This window comes from Chlorobium sp. KB01 (assembly GCF_001975465.1).
Classification (GTDB): Bacteria; Bacteroidota; Chlorobiia; order Chlorobiales; family Chlorobiaceae; genus Chlorobium.
In genome coordinates, this window is sequence record NZ_MPJE01000104.1 from 16,040 (window position 1) to 29,349 (window position 13,310).

At 37.6% G+C, this 13,310-nt stretch carries 11 protein-coding genes and 2 pseudogenes; 11 read left to right on the forward strand and 2 right to left on the reverse strand.

The genetic code is table 11. The features are described 5' to 3' along the window. Window positions 1-122: 122 nt before the first annotated feature. Together BOO20_RS10825 and BOO20_RS10830 are read right to left on the reverse strand one after the other, a co-directional pair. Window positions 123-515 (reverse strand): type II toxin-antitoxin system VapC family toxin, encoded by a 393-nt coding sequence (locus tag BOO20_RS10825; RefSeq protein ID WP_076792656.1) that lies wholly within the window; start codon window positions 513-515, stop codon window positions 123-125. Then, window positions 502-726 carry a DUF2281 domain-containing protein gene (locus BOO20_RS10830; RefSeq protein WP_076792658.1) on the reverse strand — a complete coding sequence of 75 codons (225 nt, stop codon included), beginning with the start codon at window positions 724-726 and terminating at the stop codon, window positions 502-504. The genes BOO20_RS10825 and BOO20_RS10830 overlap by 14 nt, the downstream gene beginning before the upstream one ends. Window positions 727-1,624: 898 nt before the next feature. On the opposite strand from BOO20_RS10830, the pseudogene BOO20_RS10835 reads away from it, so the two are divergent. The 11 genes and pseudogenes from BOO20_RS10835 (at window position 1,625) to BOO20_RS10890 (ending at window position 13,124) form a co-directional block, all read left to right on the forward strand. Continuing rightward, window positions 1,625-1,937, forward strand: a pseudogene (locus tag BOO20_RS10835) (type II toxin-antitoxin system RelE/ParE family toxin). Window positions 1,938-1,941: 4 nt separating this feature from the next. Further along, window positions 1,942-2,232, forward strand: coding sequence for a NadS family protein (gene nadS, locus BOO20_RS10840; protein ID WP_076792659.1), 291 nt, complete (start codon window positions 1,942-1,944; stop codon window positions 2,230-2,232). A 441-nt stretch (window positions 2,233-2,673) separates the two neighbouring features. Further along, window positions 2,674-2,901, forward strand: a pseudogene (locus tag BOO20_RS13410) (tyrosine-type recombinase/integrase); the annotation flags it as partial. Window positions 2,902-3,018: 117 nt separating this feature from the next. After that, the gene (locus BOO20_RS10850; RefSeq protein WP_144277166.1) at window positions 3,019-3,612 is read left to right on the forward strand and encodes a hypothetical protein; all 594 of its coding nucleotides are present in this window, start codon (window positions 3,019-3,021) and stop codon (window positions 3,610-3,612) included. Between the two features lie 384 nt (window positions 3,613-3,996). Then, the gene (locus tag BOO20_RS10855) at window positions 3,997-7,287 is read left to right on the forward strand and encodes a helicase-related protein (protein ID WP_076792662.1); all 3,291 of its coding nucleotides are present in this window, start codon (window positions 3,997-3,999) and stop codon (window positions 7,285-7,287) included. Between the two features lie 2 nt (window positions 7,288-7,289). Further along, window positions 7,290-10,517 carry an Eco57I restriction-modification methylase domain-containing protein gene (locus BOO20_RS10860; RefSeq protein WP_076792664.1) on the forward strand — a complete coding sequence of 1,076 codons (3,228 nt, stop codon included), beginning with the start codon at window positions 7,290-7,292 and terminating at the stop codon, window positions 10,515-10,517. Window positions 10,518-10,605: 88 nt separating this feature from the next. Continuing rightward, on the forward strand, window positions 10,606-10,890 hold the full coding sequence (locus tag BOO20_RS10865) for a hypothetical protein (RefSeq protein WP_076792665.1): 285 nt from the start codon (window positions 10,606-10,608) through the stop codon (window positions 10,888-10,890). 93 nt (window positions 10,891-10,983) lie between these two features. Further along, entirely contained in the window at window positions 10,984-11,865 is an 882-nt protein-coding gene (fic, locus tag BOO20_RS10870) for a protein adenylyltransferase Fic (protein ID WP_076792667.1), read from the forward strand. 353 nt (window positions 11,866-12,218) lie between these two features. Next, a complete protein-coding gene (locus BOO20_RS10880) occupies window positions 12,219-12,458 on the forward strand; it encodes a hypothetical protein (protein ID WP_076792670.1) in 240 nt (79 codons plus the stop codon). Between the two features lie 3 nt (window positions 12,459-12,461). Then, on the forward strand, window positions 12,462-12,797 hold the full coding sequence (locus tag BOO20_RS10885) for a type II toxin-antitoxin system RelE/ParE family toxin (RefSeq protein ID WP_076792671.1): 336 nt from the start codon (window positions 12,462-12,464) through the stop codon (window positions 12,795-12,797). Window positions 12,798-12,812: 15 nt separating this feature from the next. Continuing rightward, complete coding sequence (locus tag BOO20_RS10890) at window positions 12,813-13,124, forward strand: helix-turn-helix domain-containing protein (protein WP_233120969.1); 312 nt, start codon at window positions 12,813-12,815, stop codon at window positions 13,122-13,124. Window positions 13,125-13,310 lie beyond the last annotated feature (186 nt).

A 13,310-nucleotide genomic window follows, 5' to 3' on the forward strand; every position in this document is an offset into this window, starting at 1 on the left:
ACGGGGAGCCCCTATAACCAGCCAACGGTTCCTGCCACCTCCGAAAGAAACTCGGTCACAAAAAACAAAAACCGGGACATACCGTGGTGGCAGAAGTGTAAAACGTTGGGAGGGATGGCACACTATTTATTGCGCGTCTGAGGGGCAGAGAGCTTACCTAAAACCGATAACAGATGCTGGTCCCGAGTCAGTAGCTCCAGACCAAAACAACGTGTGGTTGCGGCAATAATCGCATCTGGCAATTTGATTTTACACAACCGACGCAACTCAATGACCGCATCTTCTATCTCTTTTGTCAAAGGCAGGTAAGTAATATGATCAAGTTTCTCCCTGATCAATCTCTCTTCATCAACAGTTATACCCTGATATCCCAATAATTCCATGCGGGTTATTGCACTATAAAAACATTGATTTGCTTGAATCTGCCGAGAGGATATCAGCCCCAGGACTGCTAAATCTGCCCGAAGGATCCCCAGAATAAAATTTGTATCAAGCAAATAGTTATTCCCACTCATCCCGCATCCGTTGCTGAATTTCTACAAGATCGCCTGAAAATGTTTTTGACCTCTCTAAACCACCAGCGAGATCAATAAGCATCTCTTTTCTGTCAGCCACAGCACCCACAACCCATTTCTTCCGCAAAAACTCGGCAAAATCAAGGATTTCGGCAACCAAAGGTTCAGGCAACTCTTTCGCTGTTTTATAAAGTTTTTCTGCTGTTGTCATAAATCGCTACTCCTTAGGCAAACATGATCCCGTCTTCTGAATAAATATACTCCACCCTTACACTATTACAAAATAACGCCACCCCCTACCATTTTCCACTGACTGAACAGGTTGGTTATGCATTATCCCACGCACGAGCGTGCATGCCTGAGCATTATATACTGAACACTTGCAGGATGCAGGTAAGGGCAAGCACGGTGTGAATATTGAAAAAGAGCCCTGCAAGCAGAACAAAAAATACTGATGAGCCGAACCGTTGAACAGTTTCGACTGCATAAAAAAAACGCAGTCACAAAAAACAAATGCTCAAACATACCGGAGCAGTGTGGTGGCAGGACAAAGAGCAAATAATGGACAGTTAATCGATATTACTGGCCATTATTTGAAATTCAGTCCTACACCATAAAAAAAGGGAATGTCACCAAAATGCTTGATAAACATCCCGAATTCGTTTCTCTCCGTACAGCTCAGCCTGAACGGTAAATTCCGCCAGTGTTATCACGCCCATTCCCAACTGATCAAAAAGCGTTTATCGGATTGAAAGAATTGGAATAAGCTGGACAGGGACAAGTTGAGGGGTGAATAGTTATTATCGTTACTACACAACGTCCCGGAAGTTGCCCCTCTTCTTTTCAACTCATCACGTTCTTTTTTTGTGTCATTTTGTCTTTTTCGTGGTTAATATTTCTTTTCAATCCGGAATCCAGAATCCAGAATTCAAAATCTCCTTAAGGTGTCATGGCGAACTGAAAGGAGGCATCTATACTCAGGCTTGCCTCTGACAGGTCTGTTTTTCGGATTTTGCTAAATCGCAGGCAATAACGTAAACTTGTAAAGATTAAAGTCTGTTGTTTTGGTGCGATGCTTGATATGATCTTTGCATACATCAATAATAGCTATGGAGTTTATTGAGACACCAACTTTCACCCGCATGGTTAAAGGGTTGCTATCGGATGATGAGTATCGTTTGTTGCAAAATGATCTGCTTGAATATCCGGAGCACGGTGATCTCATAAAGGGAGGCGGCGGTATCCGCAAACTTCGTTTTGCTTTACAGGGTCGGGGTAAGAGTGGTGGAGTTCGGGTTATTTACTATTGGAAGAAAGAGCGTGACCTGATTTACCTGCTTGTGGTTTATCCGAAGTCCAAAAAAAGACAATTTGTCAGAGAGGGAAATCGGGATTTTGAGAGAATTTGTGAAGGAGCTGTAGATATATGGAAAAGAGTTTATTTGATGATCTGGTGCAAAGTTTGCAGGAGGCCATAGCTATTTCTGACGGCAAGGCCAAGGCTTCGCGGCAGTTTACCATAACCTCACCGGATGTAAAATCTGTCCGGGAGAAAACCGGCTTGTCACAACGTGATTTTGCCCTGATGATGCGCGTCAGTATCAGGACGCTTCAAAACTGGGAACGGCATCGTCAAAATCCAACTGGCCCGGCAGCAGCATTGCTCAAAATCGTATCGGCAGCTCCGGATGTGGCGCTGAAATCATTACAGTCATGATGCACTAAGGGTGTTCTGACTACCATCATGGCAGAGATCCTGTAAATGCCGACACCGAATCTTCTCTTTTTATTTTAATCCCGCATCTCTTCAGCTCAGCACCCGGAATCCAGAATTCAACATCTTCCCAATCAAGCTCCCCCGACACATCCCTTTTTACTCCTTATGTTGTCTGAGACATTCTTGTTTACGCAGTTGTGAACGTGAGTATGTTATTCCAGCTCAGCCTGAGTGGTAAATTCCGCCAGTGTTAACACGCCCATTCCCAACTGATCAAAAAGCGTTTATCGGATTGAAAGAATTGGAGTTAGCTGGTCATAAACAGGTAGAGGGGTGAAGAGGTATTATCGTTACTACACAACGTCCCTGAAGTTGTAAGCAGGAGATTGAGATAACTATTTTGAAATATATCTGTATTTTAAAGTTTAATCAGTTGGCACCAGCTTGCAAAAAATGTTAAAACATGCACTCGATCGTGCCAAAATCAAAAAACCGGTAACGCTTCATTGGTTGCGGGACTCTTATGCGACACACTTACTGGAAGCGGGAACTGATCTTTGATACATACAAGAGCTCTTAGGGCATAAGAGCAGTAAGACGACAGAAATCTATACCCGCGTTTGCGAACAGAGTTTACTAAAAATCTCCAGCCCCTTCGACAGTTTGTAAAAATATTGTACACCTCAAAGGTGTATAAAGCATGCCAGAATAGCTGGCTTTATGCACCTTTGGGTGGGGTATGGTGCATATATAAAGGAGTTAGCGGTAATTGTAAACGACACGACAATGACATTAAAAGAATTTATAAAACATTTTGACAAACCAAATTCTATTATTCTTCTTGAAGGCAAAAGAAATGTTTTGGATACCGACAAAGAGAAGTTAACAGCTCTCGGAAAATTGTTAGCCTCTAAGACAAAAAGAATGACATTCAGAAGCGGAAATGCAGAGGGTTCTGACCAACTTTTTTCGGATGGTGTTGTCGAAGTTGATAATAAAAGATTACAAGTTATTACACCATATTCTGGCCATAGAGAAAAAACCAATCAAGCATACGAAACTATTTCATTGGACAACATAAACATTGCTGCTGAACCCGAAGTAGTGCATCAGTCTAAAAGCAATAAGAAAACTGAAAAACTCATTGACAAATTTGTCTCAGGTGATAAAAATCGTTACACAGTAAAAGCAGCTTATATTATCCGAGACACTATAAAAGCAATTGGGACTGACGAAATTAAACCAGCCACTTTTGGTATTTTCTATGACGATCTAACTAATCCAATGTCAGGTGGAACGGGACACACAATGAATGTATGCGAACAAAATAACATTCCTATAATTGACCAAAAAATATGGTTCAAATGGCTGATAGAATAAAACAACATACCGCTAACAGCGTGTAAGCAATATTGCCTTGCCGCAGGCGCAACACAAGGCAACATCGCCTACACGCAAACCGTTATGCACAAGCGGAAAAAAGACAACGACACAGCAAATTGACAATGAAAATGGAATATTAAACTTGAAATGAAAAACGAAACTGACAGACAAATAACCCGACACTCATTGCCGACCCAAATGTGTTTTAATTTTTTGACCCTCCGCACAAAAATTTTGAAATTCAACTGCCAGCCCACAAATGGCACATTTGCTTTTGCCCCGACACACGAAGCCAACCCTTCGGCAAAATCAAAAGAGCCATTTTTTAGCCAACGCACCCGAAATAAATTCGTATTTTGCACTTAAATTTTAAGAAAATATATGTCAACAAAGTTTTTTACTAATAGCGAAGAAAATACTTTAATCAAAAAGTTTGAAGGAGTATTCACATATAATCCCAACATACAGTATTTTGACGCTTTAGTTGGTTATTTCAGGGCTTCGGGTTACTTTAGAATTAGACCTTTTTTGGGAAAAGTTCCGAATATTAGAATTCTAGTTGGTATCAACATCGACAGAATGCTTGCTGATGCTCAGAAAGAAGGACTTGAATTTTTTAAAAATCACGAAAAGACCAAGGAAGAATTTATACAGAAAATACAGGAAGACATTGAAAAGGCTAATTACGATAAAGAAACCGAAAAAGGTATTTTACAATTCATTGAAGACCTTGTTGAAAAGAAAATTCAAGTAAAAGCACACCCCGACAAAAAGATACACGCTAAAGTTTACATTCTTAGACCTGAACCATTCAACCAACACACACCCGCAACAACAATAACTGGTTCTTCTAATCTTACTGATGCTGGTCTTGGTGGTGGTGATTTTTACAATTATGAATTTAACGTACAGTTGAATGATTACGAAGAAGTACAGTTTGCGACAGAAGAATTTGAAAAATTGTGGTCTGAATCGGTGGACATTTTGCCAGTAGATATTCAGAATATCAAAAAAGAAACTTATCTGAATGAAGAAATAACGCCCTTTGAACTTTACATCAAACTATTAACCGAATATTTCGGAAAAAATATTGATTACGACCCTGACTCAATGGGCGATTTGCCTCATAATTTCAAAAAACTATCGTATCAGGTTGATGCCGTAAACGAAGGTTTCAATATGCTTTTAAAACATAATGGTTTTATGTTGGCAGACGTTGTAGGTTTGGGTAAAACTGTAATTGCTGCGATGGTTGCGAAAAAGTTTTTAATGCAAAACGGAAGAGAAAATACAAAAATATTAGTTGTTTATCCGCCTGCAATTGAGAAGAACTGGAAAAATACTTTTAAGGATTTTAAAATCGACAAATACACCAAGTTCATTACTAACGGTAGTCTTGAAAAAATATTGGAAGGACACCAAGACTATTGGACAAAAGAAGAATATGATTTAATAATTGTGGACGAAGCACATAAGTTTCGTAATTACTTAACTGGTGCTTTTCAAAACTTACAATTAATTTGTAAAAGTCCAAGAGCAAACAAAGGATTAATCGAAGGATTGCAGAAAAAAGTAATTTTAGTTTCGGCAACTCCTTTGAACAACAGACCAGACGATATTTTTTATCAAATTCAAATGTTTCAGGATGCAAGGCAGTCAACGCTTCCAATAACAAATCTGACATCATTCTTTGCTCCACTGATGGAGCAATACAAAACGCTAAAGCGTTTTGACGAATTAGATGTAAACAAGCTAAGAACTATTTACGGGAAAATTCGCAAAAATGTAATTGAACCAATTACAATTCGAAGAACCCGAACCGATTTGGAAAACATATCAGAGTACAAAGCAGATTTAGCCGAGCAAGGCATCCAGTTTCCGAAAGTAGAACCACCCAAAAAGGTGGAATATATAATGGATGAAAAACTCAATACATTATTTTTCAAAACAGTTGAATATCTTACCAAGGTTGATGAAAACAATATCCCTATTTATTTAACTTACGCAAGATATCAAGCAATAGCTGGTCTGAATTTAGAAATCCAAAATAAGTATTATGAAAATGCAGAAACGGTTTCTAAATCGTTGGCATTTATTATGAAAACCCAATTGGTTAAGCGATTAGAAAGTAGTTTTTATGCTTTTAAAAAATCATTAGGTAACTTTCAGCAGGCAACCGATAGAATGATTACGATGTTTGAAAATGATAAAATTTTCATTGCACCAGACACCAATGTTAACAAACTACTTGACAAAGGATGGAGCGAAGAAGATATTGAAAAAGAAATTGAACGATTAAGCGAAGAAAACCCGAAGAACCAAACATTTAAAAAATCTGACTTTAAACCCGATTTTATTGAGAATTTGAAGAAGGATTCAAGATTATTGAAAGAACTGGTAAAAGAATGGAATGCAATAACTAATGACCCAAAATTAGATGTGTTTATTAAAGAACTCACAAAGCAATTCTTGAATAAAAAAACCAATGTGGAAGGAAAACTGGTCATATTCTCCGAATCGAAAGACTCCGTTGATTATGTTGCAAAAGCATTAACCGATGCAGGAAGAAAAGATGTATTGGTAATTTCGGCTTCAAACAGAAAACAAATGTATGACACCATTATAACTAACTTTGATGCAAATCAGGAAGAAGATAAACAAGTTAGTGATTACAATATTATTATCACTACCGAAGTACTGGCTGAAGGCGTTAACTTGCACCGTTCAAATGTAGTTATTCACTACGATACACCTTGGAATTCTACAAAACTGATGCAGCGGATAGGTCGTGTAAATCGTATCGGAACAAAAGCAAATGCCATTTACAACTATGTTTTTTATCCATCGGCACAGGGCGATTCGCAAATACACTTGAATAAAACAGCCTTTATGAAAATTCAGGCTTTTCATACTGCTTTTGGCGAAGACAATCAGGTATTTTCAACCGATGAAATATTAGATGAAGTAAAACTCTTTAGCGGAACTTATAAGGAAGAAGAAGATGAACGTTTGAAATTTCTTTATTTCCTGCGCAATTTCAGAAAAGAAAACAAAGCGTGGTTTGATAAAATCAAAAAACTTCCCTTGAAGTCAAGGACTGGAAGAAATTCAACAGCAGTAAATAGAACCGATTTACAAAATGGTACAGCAGCATTTTTAAAAACCGAAAAAAAAATTGAATTTTATTGGGTTGACAGCAATAGCAAACCAAGTGAAATAACTCCTATTGAAGCATTCAAGATTTTTGAAGCCGACCAAAAAGAAAAAAATGTTCCTTTAATTGAAACACATCACGAACACGTATTAAATGCAATGGAACATTTTGAAACGCTGGAACATAAAATTGTTCAATCTCAAACCGACCCCGAAGCATTGGGCAAAACTGCACAGACTGCAAAAAAATTCCTTTCTGAATTAGTAAAGTACCCAACAGTAACGGATAAACAAAAGGAAAACATTCAGAAAATTATTGTATTAATTGATATTGGAAAGTACACCAATCTACCATCAGACATTGATAAAATTCAAAAGCGAAAATTGAATTTGATTTTAGCCTTAGCTGAAATTGATAAAATTGCAGCACAGTACAATGTTGATTTATCTGATGCACATAAAGGTAAAAAAAGCAAAGTGGAAAAACCTATCTTAATCATTTCCGAATCATTTGAATAATTATGACACAAGAACAAATTCACAACCTGTTTAAGCAAGGCTATAACCAAGTAAACTGGAAACAATTTTTAGGCGAAACATTCGTCAAAGCTCGTTTATTAGCAAGCCCCGAAACGCTTATTGGAATTGACAATAATGTGGCAAAGCAAGCATTGAAATTAGGTCATATTTTATTAGACGAAAACGGTATTGAACGACAAATTGCCGTTTATGAAGTTACACTGGCAAAGGGTATTATTTTAGAACGCAATAGGGTTGGTCTTAGAAATTTACTACGTAAATACTGGAAAGATATTGATGCCGCTTTTATAGTGTATCAAAATACCGATAGTAAAAAATGGCGTTTTACCTATGTTTCCGAATTAACTGGTTACGATTCAGAAGGTGAATTTGTAAAGATTAAAACAGAACCCAAAAGATACACCTATGTTTTGGGAGAAGGCGAAAGTACCAGAACAGCAGCAGAACGATTTGCATTGATAGCCAAAAAAGCAAACCAAGCCACATTAGACGATGTAAAAGAAGCATTCTCGGTTGAAAAACTTTCGAAAGCATTTTTTGACGAATATAAAAAACACTACGATATTTTCTGCGACTTCATGGTTTCAAAGCCAAACATTCGCCAAACTATATTTAACGGAGACGAAAAAGGAATTCGTGACTTTAATAAAAAATTGTTAGGACGTATCGTTTTCCTTTATTTTATACAGAAAAAAGGGTGGCTCGGTGTTCCTGTGGCAAGTAAATGGGGCGAAGGAAATTTCAATTTTATTACCGACCTATTTGTTAACTGCAAAAACCCTGACCTGTTTTATTCAGAATTGCTTTCAAAACTTTTTTTCGACACACTGAACAGCAAACGCAAAGACGACCTTATTGAATTAGTAAAAGGGCAACCTTGCCGTATTCCTTTCCTTAATGGTGGTTTGTTTGAAGAAGATGACAAGAAGCATCGTAACCTGATTTTTAATGCGCAATTATTTAAAAATTTATTCGACTTTTTCAATCAATACAATTTTACTATTTACGAAGACGACCCCAACGACCACACCGTAGCCGTTGACCCTGAAATGCTCGGTCATATCTTTGAAAACTTACTGGAAGACAACAAAGATAAAGGTGCGTATTATACGCCTAAAGAAATTGTGCATTATATGTGTCAGGAAAGTTTGATTGAATATTTGTGTACCTCGCTTCAAATTGAAGACGAAGCCAAAGAAAAAGAAGCGATTAACAATTTTCTGAAAAAGAAAGAAATTGATGCAATATTAAAACCCGAAATAAAGAACATAAACAAGGCATTAGACATCGTAAAAATTTGTGACCCAGCCATTGGTTCTGGTGCCTTTCCTATGGGTTTGTTGCTCGAAATATATACAGCAAAACAAACCTTGCACACTTTTGAATACGGAAACACTACAAACTTTAATGCTTCGGCTGTAAAACTTAATATTATACAGAACAGCATTTACGGTGTGGATATTGAAAAAGGTGCGGTGGACATTGCTCGTTTACGTTTTTGGCTAAGTTTGATTGTAGACGAACCCGAACCCAAAGCATTGCCCAATCTCGATTATAAAATTGTGGTAGGAAACAGTTTGGTAAGCAAATTGGGTGATGATTTTATTGATATTGATTGGACGCTTAATGAAACTTCTCACGGTTTGTTTGGTGCCGAATTAGTAAGGCAAAAAGGCGAATTGCTAAAAAAAATAAGCACCGAGCAAAAAGAGTTTTTTAGCCCCGATAGCGATAAGAAAAAATTAGCAGCCGATATTCGAAACCTTAAAATTGACTTACTGATTAATCAGTTGCAATTGATGGTAACCACAAAAGGCATTGAAACCAAACCCAACGGAACAGGTAAAAAATTAGGAGAGAAAACTGTGCTGTATTTGCAAACCCTTGGCTGGAAAAACACCATTAAAGACCTTCAAAAACTTAAAACGAAAACAGAATTACCACTTCAATTTTTTGATTGGAAGTTGGACTTCCCTGAAATTGTAAATGAACAAGTATCTGAAAAATTAGGTTTCGATATTGTAATTGCAAATCCTCCCTATATTGACTCGGAAACAATGGTAAATACAGGTAATGAAGATTTGAGAATTTTCTTATCTAACAAACTTTCATTCTGCAAGGGTAATTGGGATATTTATATTGCCTTTTTTGATTTTAGTTATAGCTTGCTTAATAATACTGGGAATCTTGTATTTATTACTCCAGACAAATGGATCTCAAAGCCGTTTGGTGACGAAATAAGAAAAGGGCTCAAAGACAATTTTATTTCAATCGCAGAAGCAGGTAGAAAAGTTTTCGAAAATGCTAAGGTTGATTCAATAATTACGTTCATTGCCAAAACTCCCAAATCACACATTAGGATAGACAAGTTTGTGAATGGTGAAGCAATTAATTTCTCGTCAGTAGATAAAGCTTCATTGGTCGAGCCCTATGCATTCGATTGGTTGTTCTCGGACTTTGTAAGTAAAATAAATCAGATTGATAAATTCCCCAATAAATTGTCGGACTATGCAGTTTGTGAGAATGCTTGTGCCACATCTGACGCATACAAAATAAAAGATTATTTGTTGGACAATTCTTTTGATTCTGACAAACATCTTAAAATAATTAACACTGGTACTATTGGTCGTTACGTATCGAAGTGGGGTAAAAGAGAAATGACTTATCTAAAGGATAAATATCTCGAACCAGTAGTTAATAAAAAGAAGTTTCAAAAAGACTTCTCAAATTCTTATGGTGCAAAATCAATATTGCCAAAACTTATTATTAAAGGTTTGACTTTACTTGATGGTTGCATTGATACAGAAGGAATAGTTATACCCGGTAAATCTACTTTAGTTATTACAAAACCAAAAGGTAAGGAGAATGAATTGTTGTTTCCCTTAGCCCTCATCAATAGCAAAATATCGTTGTTTTATATCAAAGAAAAATATCGGGGTTCAAGTTATAATCAAGGTATCAATTTCAATCCTGACATGCTAAACAACTTACCAGTCCCTTTCATTGGTAAAATAACTATGCAATTAATTATTATTTCAGTTAAAAAGATTATTAAAGAAAGTGATAAGGAACATGACACACTTTCATTGGAACAAGATTTAAACAACATATTTTACAAACTTTACGAACTCACTTATGACGAAGTAAAATTAATAGACCCAGAATTTAGTTTACCAAAAAATGAATATGAAGCCATAAAATTGGAGTAGCCAACGCTATTGCAAGCACATTTAAAAACCGCACCAGCCCACGCTAAAACCAAAGTTTTTAAAAGAGCTTGCAAAACCAGCCCACGAGATGAATTTCAAAATTTTTCTCCCACGCTTTAAAAAAAAATTAAAACACGCCACCACACAGGCGACACAGACAGAAAAGAAAAATGAAACGATTGACAAGTTTAATATGAAAGTGCAATTTGACTCAAACCCACGGACAGACAAGAACCGCCAGTGCATAACAGGCGGTATATTTTATTGCCGGGAAAGTGCGTGTTTCAGCGTTTCTGCATCTAATAAACTTTCGTGTAACTTGACAGGACAGTGCTTCGAAATCGGCAACAAAAACATACCGCCAAACCGTTAGCGGTCATTGTAACGCTACACAGCAGACAGTAACTACAATATCATACCTTTGGACAGATAAATTCGAAATGAAAGTATAGCCGACATTCTAATAATGAGTAATATAAAAATATCTATACGTTTTTTTGACGACCGCGAAGTGCGGGCTGTTTGGGACGAGCAAAATGCCAAGTGGTGGTTTAGTGTTTTGGATATTGTAGCTTTGCTTACCGACCAGAATGACTACACTAAAACTCGCAACTATTGGAAATACCTTAAAGCAAAGTTAAAGAAGCAAAATAGCCAAGTGGTTAGTGCTACTACCCAGTTGAAGTTTCTTGCTCCAGACGGAAAAAGACGTTTTGCTGATATGTTGGATTACAGCGGCATAATTGCATTAGGTAAAGAGTTCCCTGGAAAAAAAGCAAACCGATTTATTGAATGGTTTACATACAGTGATGAGAGTATAGACGGAAAAAGTAAAACAAAAGCATATGCCTTATTTGAGAGTTCGTTTATTGAAAGTATTGAAGTTGGGACAGCCAAAGGCTTGCAACAAATTCATGCTTATTTGTTTGGAGGACTGTATGATTTTGCAGGACAAATCAGACAAAAGAATATTTCAAAAGGAGGGTTTCAATTTGCTATATCACGCTTTTTATGCAGAACTTTAAAGGAAATAGATGCAATGCCTGAAAATACATTTGACGAAATCGTAAACAAATATATTGAAATGAACATTGCACATCCTTTTATGGAAGGTAACGGAAGAAGCACCAGAATATGGTTGGATTTGATACTAAAAAAACGCATAAAAAAATGCGTCGATTGGAGTAAAATAAGCAAACGAGATTACATGAACGCAATGATGTTAAGTCCAACTAAAAATAGTGTTCTAAAAACACTTTTGGAAAAGGCGCTTACCACCAAAATAAACGACCGCGAAATGTTTATGAAGGGGATTGACTACTCATATTACTATGAAGAAAATGTCTGATGAAAAGCGAATAAAAACTGTGGGAGATCTCGGGGACAATCCTGAAATCATGAACTTGCAATGACCACAATCAAGAATTATCCTTCTACGATACTAACCAACCAGTACATACATTCCGATTTGAGCCAGTCTCGATTCGCCAGACAAGGTATATTATTGCTGGAAACAGGTGATGTGGTGCAATGGAATCACAGAAATTCATTGTTTAGCCGTGCTTTGTCGGTAATCGTATATTTTTTTGCAAGACAAGTTATTCTATCCAAAGTCTCCCATAACCATTACATCTTTCGAATCGATAAAATACGCTTCCCTGTCGATGGGATGCAGCAGGCGTTCAAGGCCGAACTGATGGCTTGCCATTTGATAGACAGGAGGGTAAATATCTGACCTTTATCGCTGCCAGCGGCACAGGGGGCGTCGATGCGGTTTATGCCGATGAAAATATCTGGCTTACCCGGAAGATGATGGGGGTTCTCTATGACGTGGCGACTCATACCATAAACTATCACCTGAAAAAGTTTTTTCAGACAGCGAATTACAGGAGGGACGGGTTGCTTTTTGTTGTTGGATATGTCGGATTTGATATATATTGAGCAATGGTGCGAGTAACGGATAAACCGTTGGTGTGGTTGCATGGTGAGATTAAAACACCTCCCATGTCTTCAAATACCAGAATTGTGGCAGGGTATCTCTTGAGGCGCTTGCAGTCAGGCGAGTTGCTGTTTTTGCCCTGGTCACGACCAATGCCGTCGATAGGTGCTCGATGCCATGAGTTGAGAATTCCTGATGAAAATGTTACTTGGCGCATTATTTACAGGATAGATGATGATGCAATTCCCATTCTTGAGGTTTTCAGCAAAAAAACGCAACAAACTCCTAAAAGTGTGATTGATACCTGTAAACGCCGCATTCGCGCTTATGATGCCCTTTAAATGTTTTAGAGAACTATGATGGATATACAGAAACAGAAGAAACTTGAAGAAGCAGGCTGGAAAATCGGCAATGCTGAAGATTTTCTCGAACTTAATCAGGTTGAGTCGAGTTTCATCGCTGTGAAAATTGCCCTGAGCCAGCATCTGAAAGCACGCCGTCAGTTGCTTCGGCTTACTCAGAAGGAGTTTGCCGGCATGATTCATTCAAGTCAGTCGCGGGTAGCGAAAATGGAAGCTGGAGATCCTGGAGTATCCCTTGATTTACTGGTAAAATCCTTGCTTACACTGAAAACCCCGCAAGAAGATATCGAAAAGATATTTCCATAGTGGCGCAGCATTATACGTTATCAACTTGATGGGAAAACGGAGCCCGAGGGGACGTTCATGATTTACTGTATTTGCCACCAATATTTCGCCTCCAGGGAGGCTTGAACAGCGAGATTTTGAACTCTGGATGCTGAAGGGCACCTCTATTTATTTATTACGAAACCCGATTACTGCGTTGGGTGGTGC

Excerpts from the sequence above, each read along its gene's own strand:
- nadS (WP_076792659.1), top strand. The coding sequence starts at position 1,942 with ATGGAAAAGAGTTTATTTGATGATCTGGTGCAAAGTTTGCAGGAGGCC.
- BOO20_RS10825 (WP_076792656.1), bottom strand. The coding sequence starts at position 515 with ATGAGTGGGAATAACTATTTGCTTGATACAAATTTTATTCTGGGGATC.
- BOO20_RS10860 (WP_076792664.1), top strand. The coding sequence starts at position 7,290 with ATGACACAAGAACAAATTCACAACCTGTTTAAGCAAGGCTATAACCAA.
- BOO20_RS10890 (WP_233120969.1), top strand. The coding sequence starts at position 12,813 with ATGATGGATATACAGAAACAGAAGAAACTTGAAGAAGCAGGCTGGAAA.
- BOO20_RS10885 (WP_076792671.1), top strand. The coding sequence starts at position 12,462 with ATGGTGCGAGTAACGGATAAACCGTTGGTGTGGTTGCATGGTGAGATT.
- BOO20_RS10865 (WP_076792665.1), top strand. The coding sequence starts at position 10,606 with ATGAATTTCAAAATTTTTCTCCCACGCTTTAAAAAAAAATTAAAACAC.
- BOO20_RS10855 (WP_076792662.1), top strand. The coding sequence starts at position 3,997 with ATGTCAACAAAGTTTTTTACTAATAGCGAAGAAAATACTTTAATCAAA.
- fic (WP_076792667.1), top strand. The coding sequence starts at position 10,984 with ATGAGTAATATAAAAATATCTATACGTTTTTTTGACGACCGCGAAGTG.
- BOO20_RS10830 (WP_076792658.1), bottom strand. The coding sequence starts at position 726 with ATGACAACAGCAGAAAAACTTTATAAAACAGCGAAAGAGTTGCCTGAA.
- BOO20_RS10850 (WP_144277166.1), top strand. The coding sequence starts at position 3,019 with ATGACATTAAAAGAATTTATAAAACATTTTGACAAACCAAATTCTATT.